Here is a 19,533-nt window from a genome sequence, read left to right as displayed (position 1 = left end):
AAAAGGAGTGAGGTCTTGAAGCTGCTGGAAGCGGTCGAACTGACGAAAATATACGACGGGCAAAAAGGCGGTCTGTTTGCGAAGCGCAATCCGCGACAGTCGCTCCCTGCCGTGAATAGCGTGTCTTTTGAACTCCGGCAAAACGAAACGCTTGGATTGGTCGGCGAAAGCGGCTGCGGGAAAAGCACGCTGGCACGCATGCTGCTGCGCCTGGAACAGCCGAGCGCCGGCCGTGTACGGTACCGGGGAACGGATATCACGGATTGGAGCTTCGGCCGGATGCGAGAAGTGCGAAGTCGGATGCAGCTTGTTTTTCAAAACAGTCTGTCTTCGTTCAATCCTGCTTTTACCGTTGAGCGAATCATAGCCGAACCGCTGCGTAACGCGGGCATCCGCAACGCGGCAGAAAGGCGTGCACGTATTTTGCATACGCTGGAGTCTGTCGGGCTTGGCGCTTCGCATCTCGGCCGTCTCCCAGCCGAATTGAGCGGAGGCCAGCAGCAGCGGGTCGGTATCGCGCGGGCGCTCGTGCGGAAGCCGGAGATTCTGATTTTGGACGAACCTTTTTCCAGCCTGGATTTCGGTCTGCGCCGACAGGCAATGGATTTGCTTGACGAATTGAAAAAAAGTCTCGGCTTGTCCTACTTGTTCATCACGCATGATCTATCGATCGTGGGCCGTTTTTGCGATCGAGCGATCGTCATGCGTCACGGCGGGATCGTAGAGGAGCTGCCTTATGCCGATTCGCTAGAGCAAGCGACTCACGCCTACACGCGGATGCTGCTGGATTCGATTCCGGCGCGACATCCCCGAGAACGCAAAATCGACAGTCGCCTATCCAATCCATCCTTTTAATAGACATAGAGAAGAGGGCTTATCCATGCAAAAATCAACTTTTTGGAAAAAAGCAATAACGGCGGCGACCCTGCTGTCCGTATTGCTGGCAGGATGCTCGGGAGCCGGAAGTTCGTCGCCGGGCGATCCGACAGCCAATACGGATACCGATAAGGTTCAACCTGCCGCGCAGCAGGAAATCACGGTGGCCGTGTCGGGCGACGTGGGGCTGGACCGTCTGGATGCGGGCGCCTACGACGGTTCGATGAACGTACATGCGATGATCTACGATGGTTTGGTGCAATACGGTGAAAAAGGACAAATCGAGCCGGCGTTGGCAGAGTCTTGGGAGATCTCGGAAGACGGCAAAACGTACACCTTTCATTTGCGGCAAGGGGTAAAGTTTTCGGACGGATCGGATTTTAACGCGGAAGCCGTAAAATTCTCATTCGAACGCTGGATACATGATCCTTCCAATTCGCTGACTGTCGCTACCGCGATGCAATCGCTGGAGATTGTAGACGATCATACGGTGCAGATGACGTTCGACCGCGCTTATTATCCGCTATTGACCGAGCTGACCTTCGCGCGTCCGGTACGGATCATCAGTCCGAACGCGGTCGAACCGGCAGGCGATAGCCAAGGAACATTCGTTAAACCGATCGGCACCGGCGCATGGATGGCGGACAGCTATAAGACCGATCAGGAAGCGGTGCTGGTGCGAAATCCGAATTATTGGGGCGATGCGCCTAAGCTGTCGAAGATCACGTTAAAAGTCATTCCCGATCCGCAATCCCGCGTATTGGCTTTGCAAAGCGGGGAAGTCGATTTGGCCGGAGGACAGATGAGCCGCTTGCCGCTGGAAAGCCTGCCGGTGATCGAAAACGAAGCTTCGTTGGAAAGGCTGAGATCGCCGGGCACCAGCTCGCATTTTCTCGTCTACAACGGCAGCAATCCCGATCTGCAAGACGTGAACGTGCGAAAAGCGATTAATCTGGCGATCGACAAGTCAAGCATCGTGAACGATCTGATGGGCGGTATCGGCAGCGAAGCCAAAGGGCTGTTCCCGTCGACCGTGCCTTACGTGACGGAGTCGAACAGCAAAGGTTACGGTTATGATCCGGAAGCTGCCCGATCGCGGCTCGCCGAGAGCGGCTACACCGATACGGACGGAGACGGCCTCGTCGAAAAAAACGGCACGCCGCTTAAGCTGAGTCTGGTGTTGCAGCAGGTCGATTTTCCCGAATGGAAGCCGATGGCGGAACTGATTCAGGCCGAGCTGCAAAACGTAGGCATTAGCGTCGAGTTGCAGGTGCTGGAACCCAATGCCTATTACGACGCGCTGTGGACGACCAAAGCGTACGACATGATCGTGTATCGCACCTATGACGACGCCTACAATCCGCATTCGTTTCTAAGCTCGTTGTTCCATCGGACCGGAGATACTGCGGCCGTGGCTTGGTCGGACGCCGAATTGGAGCAGCTTATCGATACGGCGCTGGCCTCGACGGAGGAAAAGAAGCGTCAGGGCACGTACGATCAGATTTTTGCCCGGATGGACGGGCAGGCGATGTTCGCGTCGCTTTATTACCCGGATGATTTGTTCGTTTTCAATAAAAGGCTGCGAGGCGTGGAAGCCGGCTATACGACATTCGAGCCGATCTTATGGAACCGTCTGGAGGTCATGGAATGAGCAAGCTGGAAGATGTATCGAATTATTGGAATTCGGGTGCGGACGGCTATGACAAAGTGATCCATACCCAGTTTCGCAGCCGGACGGAAGTCTCTTTTTGGGAAAAAAGATTAACGGAAGGGTTGGGCGACGCTCCTTCCCAACAGGTTCTCGACGTAGGCACGGGGCCGGGTTTCTTTTCTATTTTGCTGTCACGGCTCGGTCACCGTCCCGAGGCGGTGGACGCTTCGCCCGGGATGGTCGAACGTGCCGGGAAAAATGTGCGGGAGTTCGGTTTTCCCGATGTTCCGGTGAGTCTGGCGGATGCTTCGGATTTGCGAATATTCCAAAACAATCGCTTCGATGCGATCGTGTGCCGGGATGTGGTATGGACGCTGCCCGATCCGGTTCGCGCTTATGCGGAGTGGCATCGCGTATTGAAGCCGGGCGGTCGGCTGATCGTGTTCGACGGGAATTATTTATATGAAGAAAATCGATCGTTCGCGAACCGGATTCGTTACGGGTTCTCTTGGCTGTTGATTTTGCTGACCGAGCGCCGGATGCGTAAAAAGGAAAGCCGCAAGCTCGGCGTGTTGGATGATTTGCCGTTCGTCCAGGTGCCGCGGCCGGAGGAAGACGAGCGGGTATTGAAAGAAGTCGGGTTTGAAAAGCTTGAGGTACGGCGGGACCATATGTCCGCGAAGGAGCTACCGATGCATCATTTGAAGTACGGGTTTATGAATGGAGCGCGGTTCATGATCGTGGCGGAGAAACCCTTCTCGGGCATGCAAAAAGCGGATAACGAATAGTTTCGTCATCCGTGTTTTTGGATTACGTTGTGCTGCGCTGAACCAGATGGAACTTCAGCGGGCGCAGCGGCAGTTCGATCTCTTCGATGCGGCTGCGGATGATCGAGAACGCGTTGCCGGCCTGCTCGTTGACGGGATAATGAATCGTCGTCAAGTCGAGCATATCCGCGAAGTCCAGATTGTCGAAGCCGCAGACGGCGAAATCTTCGGGAATCCGCAAACCGAGCCTGCGCGCTTCCGCGACCATGCCTGCCGCGACGCGGTCGTTGGTCGTGGCAAACGCGTCGGGAATCTGTCCGTTTTCCAGCCACCAACGGACCATCTGCTCTCCGTGCGAAGGGTTGCCCATATCGTCAAAAGACGGACAGGCAAGGGGGTCGAGTTCATATTTGGCGCAAAAATCCCGAAACGCGTCGATACGGCTTTGTGTGTTCAATCGCGTCGGTGATCCATAAATGTTGCAAATCCGACGATAGCCACGCGCGTACAAATGTTCAAGGGCGATCGTATAGCCGTCGTACTGATTCATGAATACAGATGGAATGTTAGGATGGATAATCCGCTGCCATGACACGATCGGACCGTATTTCGTATAGCTTGCAATCAGCGACAAATCGCTTTTGAACATAACGAACACAAGCGCGTCCACCTGTTTGCGTCGAAGCGCTTCGAGCGCTTCGACCTCTTTGGATACATCGCTGCCTGTCATAAATAAGGTCACGGTATATCCGTTCTCCTCGGCGGCCCGCACGAATCCGCCCGTGAACAGGCTGACGGATTCGATAAAAGCAGGCGCCACGAGCCCGAGCCTGCGCGTTATTCCCGTTTTGAGCGAAAGAGCGTTCAGGTTGGGCGCGTAATCGAATTCTTCGGCTACGGCCAGCACCCTTCGTTTCTTTTCTTCGCTGACATAGCCTTTTCCGCTGAGCGCGCGAGAAACCGTGGAGGGCGATACGCCAGCACGTTTTGCAATTTCTTTGATATTCGTCATCCCCGTCGCCCCCTTTGCCCAAAAGTATATCAAAAAACCGCTTTTTTCGCTGCGAACGAAAAAAGGGGTTGACCTGAAATCGATGTCACAAATTATGCTGGTATCAACGGGAGAGAACGAAAGGGAGGCGACAAGAATGAGAATCACGCAAATCATTAACGAACATATGGTAATCGCGGAAGAAGAACAGATGAACGAAGCGATCTATTGGCAGAAACAGGCGACGGGCGGAGAAGGTGAGCTTTTGTTTGCCACACTCGAAAACGCATTCGACATCATCGAACGACGTTTTGGCATAGCAAGCTCTGACGTATCGGTTTTGACTTATCGGCGGTTTGCCGAGCATATGCGCACTTCGGTGCGCCGTGCACTGCGTACGGAAGACCGCAGCGCCGCGACCGACGGCACGCTCGGTCGGCTGATCCGCGAACATATGCCGGAATGTTACGCATGCGCCGGAGAAATCCGGACCGATCTGGAACGCCGTTGCGGCACGCGTTTGCCGGAAGACGAATTGCTCGACCTGATGCTGCATGTGCATAAAGTGGTTTCGGGCAGCGTGAAAAAAGGAGCTTGATTGTTATAGCGGAATAAGCTTCAACGTTCGCTTGCCGTACGGTTTTCGGGCAGCTTTTTCAATCGGCGGATATCGGCAAGCGGCGGCCGCCCGAACAAGCGGACGTATTCGCGGTTGAACTGCGAAGGGCTTTCGTAGCCGACGCGAAAAGCGGCTTCGGCAGCCTGGACAGGCTCGCTGAGCAGCATCCGCCGCGCTTCTTGAAGCCGGATTTGCTTTTGGAATTGCAGCGGGCTCATCGCCGTCACTTCGCGGAAGCGCCGATGCAGCGAAGACGGGCTCATGCCGACGTTTTCCGCCAATTCGTCGATCCGAAGATTCTCGTTGTAGCGCTCGCGAATCCGGCGAATCGCTTCGGCGACGGAAGCGGCATGTCCGGCGCCCGGCGCCATCTGCCGGATCGCTTGTCCCTGGCTGTCGCGTAGCGCGCGGTACACAATTTCGCGGGCGGCCATCGGGGCTAGCACGTCAAGATCGTCCGGCGTTTCAAGCAAACGTACCAATCGCAAAAAAGCGTCGAGCATGCCCGAAGCGGCTTCGCTGACATAAAGGCCGCGGGAAGTCGCGCCGCGAGGCGTCGGACCGCTTTCGCGGATCAACTCCAGCACCTGCTGCGGGTCGATCCGCAAACGCACCGCCAGATACGGGAGTTCGTTCGACGCTTCCGTCACTTCGCCGGAGATCGGCAGCTCGACCGACACGGCGAAATATTGCGAAGGCCCGTAACGGTAAGTTTCGTCGCCGAGCAGCACCCGTTTGCTTCCCTGGGCGACGAGGCAGATCGACGGTTCGTACACGGTGTACACCGGAACGGCGTCCTCTGCGCTCCGAATGAGCGACAAGGGAGGGAAGTCGGTCGGGTGCGTGCCGTCGCTCGTGGAGAATCGGGCAATAGAAGCGGCAAGCTGGCGAAGCTTTTCTTTTTGGCCGGTATCGGGAAAAGAAGTTGAATACAAGGGGAATCCTCCTCTGCTTGCTTGCGGATGAGTATTCTTCGATTATACATTGCCGGTTTGCGCAAACGAAAGACATTGCGCGGATTAGGCAATTTTTTGCGTCGATCGTTCTATCTCCCCGCGTTCCGCATCCTTCATACTGAACACGAGCACCAGCCAAAGGAGGGATAAACATGAACACGGGCAGTCTCGATAACAGTCTCCATAACGGAAGCGAAAAGCCGCATTCCTACGCCGGGATGTGGGTAACGGCGGACGGGGTGATCCGTCAGGAACTGCTGCCGAACGGACGGTACGACGAAGCGCGCGGCAGCCGGATCAGTGCGTACACCGGCCGTTATACGATTCAAGGCCGGCATATCGATTACGTCGACGACACCGGTTTTACCGCGGACGGCGAATTCCGCGACGGCGTGCTGTATCACGGAGGCATGGTTTTTTACCGCGAAAAATAAAATAAGCGTTCGGCGATAGCCGGACATGACAGGGAGGAATCACTATGAACGCGGATAAAAAGACGACCAACGAACAGCAAACGCACGGCGTGGCAGGCAAGGTCATTCTGATCACGGGCGCGAGCAGCGGGATCGGCGAAGCGGCGGCAACGCTGCTGGCCGAACGCGGAGCCAAAGTCGTGCTCGGCGCGCGTCGCGTCGAACGGCTGGAACGGTTGACGCGGCAGATTCGTTCGGCGGGCGGCACGGCGGAGTACCGCAAGCTCGACGTGACCGATCACGAAGACATGGAAAAGTTCGTGCGGCACGCCGCAGAAACATTCGGGCGCGTCGACGTGATCGTGAACAATGCAGGCGTGATGCCGCTGTCCAATCTGCAAGAACGCAAAATCGACGAATGGAACCGCATGATCGACGTCAATATCCGCGGCGTGCTGCACGGGATTGCGGCGGGACTTCCGATCATGCAGCGTCAGCGTGGGGGACACTTCGTGAACGTCGCGTCGATCGGCGCTTACGAAGTGACGCCGACCGCGTCCGTGTACTGCGCGACCAAATACGCGGTGCGGGCGATTTCGGACGGGCTGCGAATGGAAACGGACCGCGAGATCCGCGTGACGTTGATTTCGCCGGGCGTCACGGAATCGGAGCTGGCGGACAGCATCTCCGACGAGCACGCCCGCGCGGCAATGCGCGAATTCCGGCGCGTGGCGCTGCCCGCGCAGGCGATCGCCGAAGCGATCGCGTACGCCGTCGCCCAGCCGGAAGGCGTGGACGTGAACGAACTGCTCGTCCGGCCGTCGAAAAACGCGGGCTGATCGGCCTGGAGCCGCAGGCACGAACAAAGCAGACACATGCGGCGGCGAGTCCGGCAAGCGTCAGGAGCCGAAACGTCAAAAGCCGACTTCCCGAAAAGGAGGTCGGCTTTTTGCGGATTGAAACTGTGATTTCGAAGAGATTCCGGATGCGGTTCCGAGCGCGGTTCAATCTTCCGATGAAACGCTTTGATCCTGATCGTTCCCGTTCTGCGCATGTTGGTCTTGCCGGGTGCGAAACTGCCGCGCCACGGTTTGCATGCCGTCGGCCACTTCGGACAGCCGCCGCGCGATAGTGTCCAGTTCGAGCGCGGAACGCTGTTGTTCTTCGGCGCTCGCGGAGACTTGTTCGGTCATGGCCGACGTCTGTTCGGTCGCCGCGGCGATATCGTTCATATGCTGCTCGACTTCGCGGCGCGCGCTTTGCATATCGCCCGCTCTGCCGTCGAGCCGCTCGGCCAGCGTTTCGATCTGTTTGGACAAATCGGAGACTTCGCCGAACGTCCGCAGGCATTGGGCGATCTGCATTTCTTGCTCTTGCGCGCTGACGCGATTCGCTTCGAAATGTTCGTTCATCCGGTCGACCTGCTCGACGAAAGAACCGAGAATGGTTTCGATCTCCCGAATCGAGTCTTTCGACTGCTGGGCAAGCAAACCCATCTCCCCGGCGACGACCGCGAAGCCTTTGCCCGCTTCGCCGGCCCGCGACGCTTCGATCGTGGCGTTCAGCGACAAAATCTGCGTTTGCTTGACGATCGTGTTCAGACGTTCGCTGACCGAAGCGGCCAACTTGGATTTGCGGTCCAGTTCGGCGGACATCCCGGTCAGATCGGCGGTGCGCCGCATATTGTCGCGGCTTTTGCCGAGCAGCGCTTCATGCTCGCGGCTGACTTCCGCCTGCACGGAGCCGAGTTTCTCCGAGACGTCGGTGAAATGCCGGACGTAAGACGCGACTTCGTCCATCATGCCGCCGAGCCGATCGGTCAGCTGCGCGGCGCGTTCCGTTTCTTCGGCTTGCTGCATCGAGCCGGAAGCGATCTCGCGGATCGCTCTTGCCAGTTCTTCGGCTTGCTGATTGTTGGTACCCGCCGTCTTTCCGACATGTCCGGCCGACAAGACCAGCGTGTCGGAGCCGCTTTTGATCTGCCCGATCATGTCCGTGATCCGCGCGGTCATATGTCCGGTCAGCACGGCGATATCGCCAAGCTGGTCGCCGGTGATTTTTTCGACGGACGCGTCCAGATTGCCTTCGGCTACGCGTTCCAGTCCTTTTTTGATCCCGTCCACCTGTTTGAGCAGACGGTTCACCACCAGCAGCATAATCAGCATCGACAGCAGCAAGGTCGCGGCGAACAGCGGAACGATAAGCCGGTACGAATCGGCCAGCGTATTCGCCGCGACTTGCCGAAGCGTATTCGCGTCGACGTCGATGCCCAGATAACCGATCACGCTGCCGCTTTCGTCGCGGATCGGCGTGAAGGAAGAGAACAGATCGCCATATTCGGCGCTGTGCACGACAGGCGTATTGACCGTTTCGCCTTGCAGCAGACCCGTATCGACGTCCGCGTCGAACGACGCTTCCGAGCCGAACGGGCTGTAGTCGTCATCGCCCCAGTCGGCTCCGTCCACGGTATAGGTCCAACCTGCCTCCGTATGATTCAGCATATATACGTACAGAACCCCGGCCTGTTGACGGAGCGTACTCAATTCGTCCCGGAGCGTGCGGTAAGCAGGAGCTTTTTCGCCGTCCGCGTACACGCTTTGAATCGCGCTTGCTTGTTGGCCGAGATGGATCGCCGTATTTTCCGCTAAACGGCGCGTATCCTCCTGCATCGTCGTCAACGCGGCCTGCTTAATGGCCGAACGTGTCGTTAGCATGACAAGTATGCCGATCACCACAAGCGGAACCAAGATGATCAGATACAGCTTTGTTCGCAAGCCCAATGTTTTCCGTTTACCTGCTTTCAATCCGATACACCTCCTTGATGAATACCCGTTGTTCATTATCGTCGAAAAAACGCGAAACTTGAAGAGGTTTCATGCTCCGGCCGTACAAAATGTTTACGTCACGGATACAATTCATTGGCTTTTTCGAGATATTGCTTCGGTATATTTAGGGCATCGCAACAGCAAAGGCTTCAAAAAAACGATACCCCAGGGAGGCAATCAATCATGAAATCGAAAAAATGGATCGCAGCAGCAATGGTAGCGGGCATGACCCTTTCCGCTTCGGTAGGCGCGTACGCCGCGTCGAATGTCGAAAGCATCAAAGCGCAGCTGAATCACGAATTGGGCTTCGTCGTCAACGGACAGGCGTATACGCCGAAAGACGCGGCAGGCAAAAGTCTCGATCCGATCGTGTACAACAATACGACGTATCTGCCCGTACGCGCATTGGGCGAAGCGTTGAACGTTCCGGTCACGTACGACGCGGCCGGGAAAAAAGTGGTTGTCGGAACCCAAAGCGCCGGAAACCATTCGGGCACGCCGACAGGGCAAACGCAATCCGGCTTGACGGCTATCACGTATACGGCCGCTCAAAAAGCGGCGGCGAAACAAGCTTTTGCCGCTTTCGAAGGCTTCGAAACGGCGTACGCGCCGATGCAGGCCGCGACCGGAGACACATTCCGCAGCGTAGGCGCCGGGGGCGACTCGGTCACGTACGTTTTCGATAACATGAAGGTAGCGATCGCGCCGCGCGACGATTCGTTCGGTTACGACTTCACCCCGGTCACGCTGTCCAACGGCGTCAAAGGCAACTGGTACAAACCGTCCGACCGCGACATGCTTACATTCCCGGTCGGCGACCGTTTCGTGACGATCTGGTCCGACAACGGCAGCTTGAGCAAAGCCCAAATCCAGGCGGTAGCCGTGCATGTGGAAAAAGCTTCGTTCTGATTCCGGCGGTGGGATAACAAAACGAGAAGCGTAAAACGAACACCCGAAACCAAAACAAAGGCGAAAAATGCACACGACAAAGCAGCTCAAAAGCTTGAATTCGGGCTTTTGGGCTGCTTTTTTTGTGCGGAGTATCGAGTATGGAGTGCGGAGTCCGGTGTTCGGCACGGAGAGCAAAATGATCCAATCCGATGCCGAGGTATTCGCTTATCCGTCCAAAAAGCGCGTCAACGCGGCAGATGCGAATATAGCGATTCCGTGTTTTGATCGTGCAGCAATTCGTTCGCGGCTTTTTGGATAAAAGCGAGCGACAGATCGGCCAGCGCGTTGCCGAAGCTGAAGCGCCGGACGCCGAGTTTTTGCAAATGCCGCGTCGAGGTCAAACCCGGCAGCGACATAACGTTCAACGGGATCGCCGAAGCCGAAGCGACGGCGGCGATATCGGCGTCTGCCGACAAGCCGGGAACGAAAATGCCGTCCGCGCCGCTCGAAGCATAGGCTTGCGCGCGAAGCAGCGTTTCGGCCAACGGGTCGCTTACGCTCGGCGTCAGGTACGTATCGGTACGCGCGTTAACGAAAAAGCCTTCGAAGCCGCGCGCGTCCAGCGCGCTGCGCAGCTTCGATAGCAACCGGGCTTGTTCGGCGGCGTCCCGCAACGTTTTCAGATTTTTGGGCGAATCTTCGATATTGAGCCCGGCCGCGCCCGCGTCCGCGATCCGCAGCGCGTTGTCCACGATATCCGCGTCGCTCGAAGCATACCCCGCTTCGATATCGGCCGATACCGGAATGCCGACGCGCGCGACGATATCGCGAACGATCGAGACATGGCGTTCGAACGGCACGTTCTCGCCGTCGCGCATGCCGAGCGCTTCGGCGATGCCGTAGCTGGTCGTGCCGATCGCCGCAAAGCCGGCTTGTTCCAACGCGATCGCCGAAGCGACATCCCAGGCGTTGCCGAGAAACAGCAGCCCGCCTGCGCGATGCAGATTGCGAAACTCGGCTATGGATTCGGCGGAGCGGTTGTCGTTTGGAGAGAAAGCGGCGGCCGGGTTTGCACAATTGTCGGTATTCATAAAAATGCCTCCTGTTGGATAAGGTAGTCCCGTCCGGCGGACGGAATAAAATGCCGATTCGCGCAATCGGCTGGCGAATTTGACGCTACCGACGCGATCGAACGTTGTAAGTGTACCCGCAGACCGAAGCGTGCCGCATCCTGATTCTTGCGCTCAGTATCGGTATCTTTCGCCTCTTTGCGGGATCGTGTACACTTTGGCTATGCGGTTCGAGGAGGATGGAAGATGAAATCGGATGATCGCAACAAAGCTTCGGAGGGTGCCGGCCCCGTTTTTTATTTGCCGAAAAAAATCACGGCGCTCGAACGCGAGCGTCTGTTATTCGCGGTTCGCGGCACCACGCTGTCCAGCGCGATCTTGGTGGTCACGGAAGGCGTAGGCCGTCTTCGATTCGAAGGCGCGGAACGGAACGTCAGTCGCGGCAGCGTGATTTTATGCGAAAAAGAAGCACGGATTCGTCTGAGCGGCTTTATACGCGGATTGGTGATCGAATATGCCGCTTACGGGGAAGCTGCGGAAACAAACCCAAAACTGCCGGCGCTGTTCGAAACCCGGTATATGGATATCGGGTCTTCGCGGATCGTTCGGGTCGCGGAAGAATTGGCCGGAAGCTGGCATTCGCGATTGGCCCAAACGTTTTTTCGGACGCAGCGATTGTTTTTGGAACTGGTCGAACTGCTGAACGCGGAATGCCGCTTGTCGGAAGGCGCGGACGCCGAAGACTGGATGCCGCGCGTTCTGGATATTTTGCACGACCGATATGCCGAAGAATGGACCAGGCAGCGGATCGCCGAACTTGCCGGAGTCAGCGAAGAACATTTTTCCCGCAGTTTCCGTCGCCGAACCGGCTATACGTTCGTCGGATATTTGACGTTGCTGCGTATCCGGTCCGTTCAGCGTTCGTTGCTGTTGCAGGAAGGAAGCGTTCAGGATCTGGCGACCCGCTCGGGCTATCGGGATGGCAGCGACTTAAGTCGCGCGTTCAAACGCCTGGTCGGCCAGTCTCCGCTGTCGTACAAGCAAAGCGAGAAACGTATCGTTTCCTACAATTTCAACTACACGGCCTGTCTGCTCGCGCTCGGTATCCGTCCCGTGCTGGGCGCCTATTCCGGCTGGATGTTCCGTACACATGACGGTCTTCCGCCGGACCAGCGCTCCGAGCTTAGCGTATACGGGATCGAAGAATGCCGGCGCATGGTGCAAGCGTTGGAGCCGGACGTCGTGTTGGGGTACGACCATCTCGATGAGGAAAGGGAATGGTTGAGCGTCGCGCCCGTGGTCGGCATTCCCTTCATGGATATGGATTGGCGCGAGCAGTTTCGTCAGGTCGCCAAGGTGGCGGGGCGCGCGGAAGAAGCGGAAAAGCTGTTGTCCATATACGAGCGAAAAGTCCGTCAGGCCAACAAAAAGCTGGATACCGTTTATGCGGAACGCGGAACGGCGATCATCTGGGAAGTGGGGCGGAACTGCGCCTATACGTTCGGCACCCGTTTCGGCCGGGCCGGGCATGTTTTGTACGGAGACTTGGGTTTTCGTTTCCCGCACCATTTTCCCGAAAACGAGATCGTGCAGTATGGCTATGCCGAGATGCCGTTCGAGCGTTTGCAAGAATTCGCCGCGGATCGGATCTTCGTGATCGCGGACAGCAAAACCGATCGCGAAAACGTGCGCAACCTGTTTGTTCGAACGGATGGATCGTTATGCGGGGAAGTCCATATCGTCGGTTCGTCGGATTTGTTTTACGGTTTCGATCCGTTATCCACGCTGCGGCAGTTGGAAGCGATTCAAGAGTCCCTTGCTCATAAAATGTAAGACGAAAGATCATTTTGTGCTATGGATTTCCTGCAAACGAACCCGTAAAGTTATTGATTGAGAATGATAATCAGTAACAGAAACAAGGGGGAGTATTTATGTTTAACCGTTCGGAACGTCCGGCATGGGGACGGCTGACAGGATGGATCGGGCTGGCGTTGATTCTGTTGATGCTGGCCGCTTGCGGATCGCCAAGCAACGACGAAGCGGCGGCCGATCCGGCTCCGGCTTCCACTACAGAACAAACGGCGACTGCCGATACCGCTTCGGAAACGGCGACCGAGCCGACCGAACAAGCGGAGTCGGCGACACGCATTGTCAAAACGGATAACGGCGATATCGAGATACCGTCTTCGCCGCAACGCCTGGTCGTAGACGAATATTATCCGTCGCTTTTGGCGCTCGGCGTGCAGCCGATCGGCGCGCCGGGATTGTTGACCAAAAATCCGTATACGGAAGGTCTGGCCGGAACCGTCGAAGATATCGGCGATTACGGCAGCGTATCGTTGGAAAAGGTGCTCTCGCTGAAACCGGATATGATCGTGACGAGCAATCAGGATAACTACGAAGCGTTCAGCAAAATCGCGCCGACCGTGGTTATCCCTTACGGCGAGTTGAAAAACGCGCACGAAGAGTTGACGTATCTGGGCGAGCTGTTCGGCATCGAAGAAAAAGCCGCGGCATGGCTGGACGAGTACGACAAGCGTATCGCCGCAGCCAAAGCGAAAGTGGATGCGGCGATTCCGGCAGACGCCACATTCTCGATCATAGAAGACATCGACAAGATTCCGTACGCTTACGGCGATAACTTCGGCCGGGGCGGACAGCCGGTGTACCAGGCGCTCGGTCGCAAACCGCCCGAAGACATCGCCGAGCAGATCATGGATAAGCAGTGGATGGAACTGAGCGCGGAACTGCTGCCGGATTACGCGGGCGATTACATCATTCTCACGTCGAACAAACGAACGCTGGAAGACTTGAAAGCCGATCCGATCTGGAACTCGCTGGATGCGGTGAAAAACGATCATGTGTATGTATGGAAAGAAGAAAGATCCTGGTATTACGATCCGCTGGCGGTGCTATCGCAGACCGAAGAATTGGCGGATTGGTTGGTCAAAACGGCAAAGTAAAGTGTAAACGGGCCGTAACGTTATCGTTTCGATCGGCAGATTGGCCGCTGCCGAATCGAAACGAAACGGAGCTTGCCGCTTTGACGATATGAAGCCCGTATATTTACGCCAAACGAAATCCCGCTGCGCTCAGGAAACAGTTTCCGAAGCAGCGGGATTTTTTGCATGCGGCTGCTGTTATTTTTCGGTTTCGGAATCAGGAATGCGGCTGTCCGCCAGCAGATGCTTCAGCGCGCGGCGATGGCGCTTCAGCAGTTCGGTCTGAATCGCGAACGGTTCGATAACCGTCACGTCTCCGCCGAACGACATCAGAAACGAATAGATCCGTTCATCGACTTCCAAGTGCAGCGTTACTCTCAGACGTCCGTCTTCTTCGTATTGAATCAGCGACGGATCGGCAAAGTCTCGAACCCGGTAAGCGACCGCCTCTGAAAAAAGAACGACCAGCCGAGGCGGCTTGGGCGCGTCATGGTGATGATCGTCGGCGGCGGGAATCGCCGGATCGTTGTCGAAAAAGCCGGGAATAAAATCGAGCTGCGAAATGCGTTTGATTTTGAACGTTTTGAAGCCGTGCTGCTCAGGCTCGTTTTTTTGCCAGCCTTTGAAGTACCAGGTGTTGTTTTTGAAAATCAGTTTGACCGGCTGCGTCGTTTCCGTGCTGGCTTCCCCGTTGGAATTCACGTAATGAAAAGAAAGAGGATGCCGCGCGAAGATCGCTTGCTTCACCTGATTGAACATTTCCATCTCTTGCGCCGGGATGCTTTCCCAGGGGGAATGCTCGAATTCGATCCAGTCCAGTTTGTGATCGAACAGCGTGGTCAGCCGCGTCAGCATCCGGTTGCCGTTCAGATGGGGAATCGAGCTAACGCTGTACAAGCCGAGCAAAATCTCGTTTTGTTCTTCTTCGCTGAGCAGCGATTTGTCCATGACATAGTTGTCCATCAGATGAATGCCGCCGTATTTTCCGGTCGTGGTATAGACCGGAATGCCTGCCGAACTAAGCCGATCGATATCCCGATAAACGGTGCGTACCGAGACTTCGAACAGCTTGGCGAGTTCCGGGGCGGTCGTTTTCTTTTTCTCCAACAGCAGCAGCAAAATCTTGAATAATCGATTATGTTCCATGTTGGAATTATACCATGACAAGTCCTGTCAGGGTATGGATGATAAACTACGGTTACAGACTTCACCCAATCATGGAGGAGGAACAAAAGAATGAAAATGAGAGACGGATTTTTCTGGGGTGGCGCTACGGCAGCCAACCAATTTGAAGGCGGCTGGAATCAGGGCGGCAAAGGCCCAAGCACGTCTGATATGATGACCGGAGGCACACATACGACACCGCGCCGGATTACGCCGGTACTGGAAGAAGGCACTTACTATCCAAGCCACGAGGCTGTTGATTTCTATGGTCATTATAAGGAAGACATCACGTTGATGGCCGAAATGGGCTTCAAAATGTTCCGTATGTCGATCAACTGGTCGCGGATCTACCCAAGCGGTTACGATCAGGAGCCGAACGAAGAAGGGTTGAAATTCTATGACGACGTATTCGCGGAATTGAAAAAGCATAACATCGAGCCGCTCGTCACGATCTCCCACTACGAAACGCCGTTCGGCCTGACCGAGAAATACAACGGCTGGGCTTCGCGCGACGTGATCGACCATTTCCTGCGGTATTGCGACACGATCTTCAACCGGTATAAAAACCAGGTCAAATACTGGCTGACTTTCAACGAAATTAACTGTTTGACGATGCCGCTTGGCGCTTATATGGCGGCAGGTATCCTGTTCGAAGGCAAAACGGAACTGACGGACGGCGTGGATAGCCCGCAAACCCGCTTCCAGGCACTGCACCATCAATTCGTAGCCAGCGCCAAAGCCGTTAAGCTGGGCCATTCGATCAACCCGGACTTCCAAATCGGCTGTATGATCGCGTTCATGACGACTTACCCGAATACCTGTAACCCGAACGATATCGTTCTGGCGCAGAAGAAAGACCAAATCTCCAACATGATCTGCGGCGACGTACAGGTTCGCGGCGCATACCCGGGATTTGCGAAGCGCTTCTTCGAAGAGCAGGGCATCAAGCTTGAACTGCACCCGGAAGACGAGCAAACACTCAAAGAAGGCACGGTTGACTTCTATTCGTTCAGCTACTACATGTCGATCGTGGAAAGTGCCGATCCGGCAGTCGAAAAAGTCGGAGGCAATCTGCTCGGCGGCGTGAAGAATCCTTATCTGGAAGCATCCGACTGGGGTTGGCAGATCGACCCGCAGGGTCTGCGCTACACGCTGAACCACTTGTATGACCGTTACCAACTTCCGCTTATGGTCGTAGAGAACGGCCTTGGAGCAGTCGACGTTGTAGAAGAAGACGGCTCGATCAACGACGATTACCGCATCAATTACCTGCGCGACCATATCGTTCAGATGAAAGAAGCGGTCGCCGACGGCGTCGATCTGATTGCCTACACCATGTGGGGCTGTATCGACTTGGTCAGCGCTTCGACCGGCGAAATGAAAAAACGTTACGGCTTTATTCACGTCAATAAAGACAACGACGGCAACGGCGACCTGAGCCGTACGCCGAAAAAAAGCTTCTATTGGTACAAAGACGTGATCGCTTCGAACGGCGAGCAACTCTAAATCCATCTAACGGAACGCATCCGGCGATAACGCCGGGTGCGTTTTTTCGGTGCGCGACCTCATGCCGGGGCGAATGTTTGCCGGAGTGTTCATTTTGCGGGCAGCTTGGCTGCCGCCGATTTGATCGCGGCCGAAATCTGCTTTTCCCAACCGTAAATTTTTTGTTGGGAAGCGTGGATTTTGCCGAGCTGGGTATACATCATCGTGATTTCGGCGGCCGCCGTGATCGCATTGCCGGATTTGATCGCGGCGCGGTAGCGTTTGTAGGAAGCGGCACGCGTTTTGTTGAATGCGGTGATAGACTTATTTTCGGCCGTCACCTGTTTTTTGAGCGAAGACACCGGGAGCAGCGCGTCTTTGACGATCTGGGCTTTGGTTTTGGCTTGTTTTTTGGCGGCTACCAATGCTTCGTTAGCCTGCTTGATCTCCAGCTTGGCCGCCTCGACCGACGGCTTCAGCTTATTGCGTTGCAGATCGAGCAGATCGGCGTTCTTTTTGTCTTTGCGTTTACGGGCATCGCCGGCTTGTTTGCCCAGATCGCTGTATTGCTGAAGCAACGGCGCATAGCGGGTTTTGAGAGCGGCCGCCGTAGCGGTCAACGTGTCGATTTTGGATTTGTCGATTGCTTTGATCGCCGAATTAACGTTTTGCAAGCGGGCAGAGCTGTCTTTGCGCAGCAGTTGAATCTCTTGTTTTTCGAGTTTGTTGGCGGTCTCAAGCGCGGTATACCCGTCGTACAAAGAGTCTACAGCGGATAGAGATACCGCCCAATTGTTGCCCGAAGCTTCGGCTTGAGCGGGAAGCGAGACCGTGCAGATCAATACGGCAACCAGACAAACAGACGCTAGGCGCAACCCATATTCTTTTGCGGATTTCAAAAACATACATTCAGCTCCTTTTTTTGGCGAACGACAAAAAGCACCCTGCGGAAAAGGTTGAATCAACCTGATCCGCAGGGTGCTTCCCTGCGCCGTCCGTATGCGATTGGTTTGACTATACCATCGGAACAAGACGCTGTCAATAAAAAGGCGAACGAACGTTTGTGTGGAAAAGCGGAAATGCCGACATTCAGGTTTTATCGTTTCAGCCCAAATATCCGGCGGGTACAAAACAGACAGTGAGCAGGGAGGAAAAAAGATGAGTGACAACAGAATGATTTCGGACGAAAACCAATCAGCCTACCGGGAAGGCGAACCGAACTCCGAACCTTCCGTAAGAATCGTGCCGCTGACGTTTTGTTTCGTGCTTGCGGCCGCGGCGCTGGTCGGCCTGGGAGCGGCGGTTTATCTGGGAGTGCGCGGGCTTTGGCTTTCGGTGTACCTGGTGCTGCTGGGCGCGGCGCTTGCGGCGTTTTTCGCAAAGATGCTATGGAATTCAGCGTTCTTTTTCGTACGCATGTACAGAAACGCCCAGCATGACCGTCAAGCGCAGCCGCATTTGGATTTTGTACTGCACGAAGAGCTGCTGAACCGCTGGTCGGTCGACGATCGCATAAGCGAAGCGCTGGTCAGTCTGGACGGCTGGACGACTTCAAATCCGCAGACGCCGGGATTTTCGTATTGGCTCGGCGCGAACCTGGTGTTGCGCCGGCTCGACGAACACGGGCGGCTTCTGTATATTCGAACGTTTCCGTTTCGGCGCGAGGAAGACGCTGCTTTGCTGAGCGAAGTACTGCTTCGGCTTCAATCTTCCGGCGCTGCCGTTTACCGGACCGATCTGAACCTGAACGAATTGAACGTGCGCGATCTTGCGGAAGCGTACGAATCGTTGCCCAAATCGGCCTACGATTTTCAACAGCCGTTCGAGATCGGCAAGCAGGTTCGGGAACCCCAATTTTCTTATCCGTATCGAACGCCGGAGATGTTGGCACGCAAGCAAAATCAGCGTCGGCGCAACGATACCCGGTTTTTCCGTCCGGTATATATCGTCGGTCTTGTCGTCAATTTGCTGCTTGCGCTGATCTGGATTCCATTTTGGATACCTCAAAATCAAGGAAAAGGTTTCGTCTGGGAAACCGATTGGCATTCGGGTGCGCTTGCGCTGCAACTGTTGAATATTACGGTGTTTATCGTAGCGGGACGGTACTGGCGCGATACATCGAAGCGGGCTTGGCGGCCGTTGCGGGACGCGGCATGCGTGTTGGCGATACATATGGCCGGCTTGATGCTGGCAGGATCTTATCAAGCAGGCACCTGGGGGAAAATGAAGCCTTTGGCGATACTCGATTTGCTGCTGGCGGTATGCTTGATAATCGCGTATGCGTTCATTCGCACGATCACGCGCAAACAGCGTTTGCATGCGACGTCCGCTTCCGTGGACGCGAACGGGCAAAAAGCGAAAGCGCCGCAGCCTCGCAAATATTCGAGCGACCGCGTGCTGCGGCCTTTGTTCGTGGCGGTGCTCGCCGCGAATTTCCTGATGGCCTGGTTGCTGATGCCGAATTGGCGCTACGACGCCGATGCGGGCGGGTACGAGCCGCTTGGCATGTATATGCTGGCGACGGCCGCGTTGCTTACGATCGCAGGCGCTTACTGGCGTAAAGAAACCAAAGGCCTGACCCCGTTTTACGCGGCGGCTTCGGTATTTATCGTCCAGTTCATCGGCGCGATGCTGGGATTGCCGCAGGAAGTGGTATGGGGACAAGCGCGCGACTCCCTGTTCATGAACCTATTGTCGCTGTTGATCGTGCTGTACGTTATATTCGCCGTATTAAAAGGCATCGGCTTCCTGGTTCGCAAATCCAAAGCGGACGGCCGGGACTGAGTTTCGTTTTCGCGAACGAACCGGTTAACCGAAAGACGCAAGCTATGGTACACTGGCTGTTGGAGAACGCGCAGACGTTCGTCCGACAGCTTTTTTTAT

General features: G+C 55.8%; 17 protein-coding genes. 11 read left to right on the top strand and 6 right to left on the bottom strand.

Annotated features, from left to right (window positions below; all coding sequences use genetic code 11):
- Positions 1-15: 15 nt before the first annotated feature.
- From WKI47_RS04995 to WKI47_RS04985, 3 genes are read left to right on the top strand one after another with little or no spacing between them, the layout of a single operon-like run.
- Positions 16-855, top strand: a complete 840-nt coding sequence (locus tag WKI47_RS04995; RefSeq protein ID WP_340226063.1) for an ABC transporter ATP-binding protein — start codon at positions 16-18, stop codon at positions 853-855.
- A gap of 25 nt (positions 856-880) precedes the next feature.
- Positions 881-2,527 carry a nickel ABC transporter substrate-binding protein gene (gene nikA / locus WKI47_RS04990; protein ID WP_340226062.1) on the top strand — a complete coding sequence of 549 codons (1,647 nt, stop codon included), beginning with the start codon at positions 881-883 and terminating at the stop codon, positions 2,525-2,527.
- Positions 2,524-3,315 carry a class I SAM-dependent methyltransferase gene (locus WKI47_RS04985; RefSeq protein WP_340226061.1) on the top strand — a complete coding sequence of 264 codons (792 nt, stop codon included), beginning with the start codon at positions 2,524-2,526 and terminating at the stop codon, positions 3,313-3,315. Before nikA ends, WKI47_RS04985 begins: the two co-directional genes overlap by 4 nt.
- A 22-nt stretch (positions 3,316-3,337) precedes the next feature.
- Here the strand turns inward: WKI47_RS04985 and WKI47_RS04980 are convergent, their stop codons facing one another.
- Positions 3,338-4,306 (bottom strand): LacI family DNA-binding transcriptional regulator, encoded by a 969-nt coding sequence (locus WKI47_RS04980; RefSeq protein WP_340226060.1) that lies wholly within the window; start codon positions 4,304-4,306, stop codon positions 3,338-3,340.
- Positions 4,307-4,442: 136 nt separating this feature from the next.
- On the opposite strand from WKI47_RS04980, the gene WKI47_RS04975 reads away from it, so the two are divergent.
- On the top strand, positions 4,443-4,883 hold the full coding sequence (locus tag WKI47_RS04975; RefSeq protein ID WP_340226059.1) for a PRD domain-containing protein: 441 nt from the start codon (positions 4,443-4,445) through the stop codon (positions 4,881-4,883).
- A gap of 20 nt (positions 4,884-4,903) precedes the next feature.
- Here WKI47_RS04975 and WKI47_RS04970 read toward each other — a convergent pair whose 3' ends face one another.
- Positions 4,904-5,839 (bottom strand): AraC family transcriptional regulator, encoded by a 936-nt coding sequence (locus tag WKI47_RS04970; protein ID WP_340226058.1) that lies wholly within the window; start codon positions 5,837-5,839, stop codon positions 4,904-4,906.
- Between the two features lie 173 nt (positions 5,840-6,012).
- Here WKI47_RS04970 and WKI47_RS04965 point away from each other — a divergent pair, with 173 nt between their 5' ends.
- Positions 6,013-6,294: an Atu4866 domain-containing protein gene (locus WKI47_RS04965; protein WP_340226057.1), complete on the top strand. Its 282-nt coding sequence runs from the start codon at positions 6,013-6,015 to the stop codon at positions 6,292-6,294.
- Between the two features lie 44 nt (positions 6,295-6,338).
- Entirely contained in the window at positions 6,339-7,112 is a 774-nt protein-coding gene (locus WKI47_RS04960) for an SDR family oxidoreductase (protein WP_340226056.1), read from the top strand.
- A 165-nt stretch (positions 7,113-7,277) separates the two neighbouring features.
- On the opposite strand, the gene WKI47_RS04955 is transcribed toward WKI47_RS04960, so the two are convergent.
- Positions 7,278-9,077 carry a methyl-accepting chemotaxis protein gene (locus WKI47_RS04955; protein ID WP_340226055.1) on the bottom strand — a complete coding sequence of 600 codons (1,800 nt, stop codon included), beginning with the start codon at positions 9,075-9,077 and terminating at the stop codon, positions 7,278-7,280.
- Positions 9,078-9,281: 204 nt separating this feature from the next.
- On the opposite strand from WKI47_RS04955, the gene WKI47_RS04950 reads away from it, so the two are divergent.
- Positions 9,282-10,007, top strand: coding sequence for a stalk domain-containing protein (locus WKI47_RS04950; RefSeq protein WP_340226054.1), 726 nt, complete (start codon positions 9,282-9,284; stop codon positions 10,005-10,007).
- A gap of 227 nt (positions 10,008-10,234) precedes the next feature.
- On the opposite strand, the gene WKI47_RS04945 is transcribed toward WKI47_RS04950, so the two are convergent.
- Entirely contained in the window at positions 10,235-11,080 is an 846-nt protein-coding gene (locus tag WKI47_RS04945; RefSeq protein WP_340226053.1) for an isocitrate lyase/phosphoenolpyruvate mutase family protein, read from the bottom strand.
- A gap of 225 nt (positions 11,081-11,305) precedes the next feature.
- Between WKI47_RS04945 and WKI47_RS04940 the strand changes: the two genes are divergently transcribed.
- Together WKI47_RS04940 and WKI47_RS04935 are read left to right on the top strand one after the other, a co-directional pair.
- The gene (locus WKI47_RS04940) at positions 11,306-12,892 is read left to right on the top strand and encodes a helix-turn-helix domain-containing protein (RefSeq protein ID WP_340226052.1); all 1,587 of its coding nucleotides are present in this window, start codon (positions 11,306-11,308) and stop codon (positions 12,890-12,892) included.
- Positions 12,893-12,990: 98 nt separating this feature from the next.
- Entirely contained in the window at positions 12,991-14,022 is a 1,032-nt protein-coding gene (locus WKI47_RS04935; protein WP_340226051.1) for an ABC transporter substrate-binding protein, read from the top strand.
- Positions 14,023-14,199: 177 nt separating this feature from the next.
- Here the strand turns inward: WKI47_RS04935 and WKI47_RS04930 are convergent, their stop codons facing one another.
- Positions 14,200-15,147, bottom strand: a complete 948-nt coding sequence (locus WKI47_RS04930; protein WP_340226050.1) for a YafY family protein — start codon at positions 15,145-15,147, stop codon at positions 14,200-14,202.
- A gap of 90 nt (positions 15,148-15,237) precedes the next feature.
- Here WKI47_RS04930 and WKI47_RS04925 point away from each other — a divergent pair, with 90 nt between their 5' ends.
- A complete protein-coding gene (locus WKI47_RS04925; RefSeq protein WP_340226049.1) occupies positions 15,238-16,671 on the top strand; it encodes a glycoside hydrolase family 1 protein in 1,434 nt (477 codons plus the stop codon).
- Positions 16,672-16,760: 89 nt separating this feature from the next.
- Here the strand turns inward: WKI47_RS04925 and WKI47_RS04920 are convergent, their stop codons facing one another.
- Positions 16,761-17,555, bottom strand: a complete 795-nt coding sequence (locus WKI47_RS04920; protein WP_340226048.1) for a hypothetical protein — start codon at positions 17,553-17,555, stop codon at positions 16,761-16,763.
- Between the two features lie 253 nt (positions 17,556-17,808).
- Here WKI47_RS04920 and WKI47_RS04915 point away from each other — a divergent pair, with 253 nt between their 5' ends.
- Positions 17,809-19,434, top strand: a complete 1,626-nt coding sequence (locus tag WKI47_RS04915) for a hypothetical protein (RefSeq protein WP_340226047.1) — start codon at positions 17,809-17,811, stop codon at positions 19,432-19,434.
- The last annotated feature ends 99 nt before the right edge of the window (positions 19,435-19,533 follow it).

The sequence above is a fragment of the Saccharibacillus sacchari genome, from assembly GCF_037722395.1.
In the GTDB taxonomy this organism is placed as follows: domain Bacteria; phylum Bacillota; class Bacilli; order Paenibacillales; family Paenibacillaceae; genus Saccharibacillus; species Saccharibacillus sacchari_A.
This window is presented reverse-complemented; position numbering and strand designations above follow the sequence as displayed.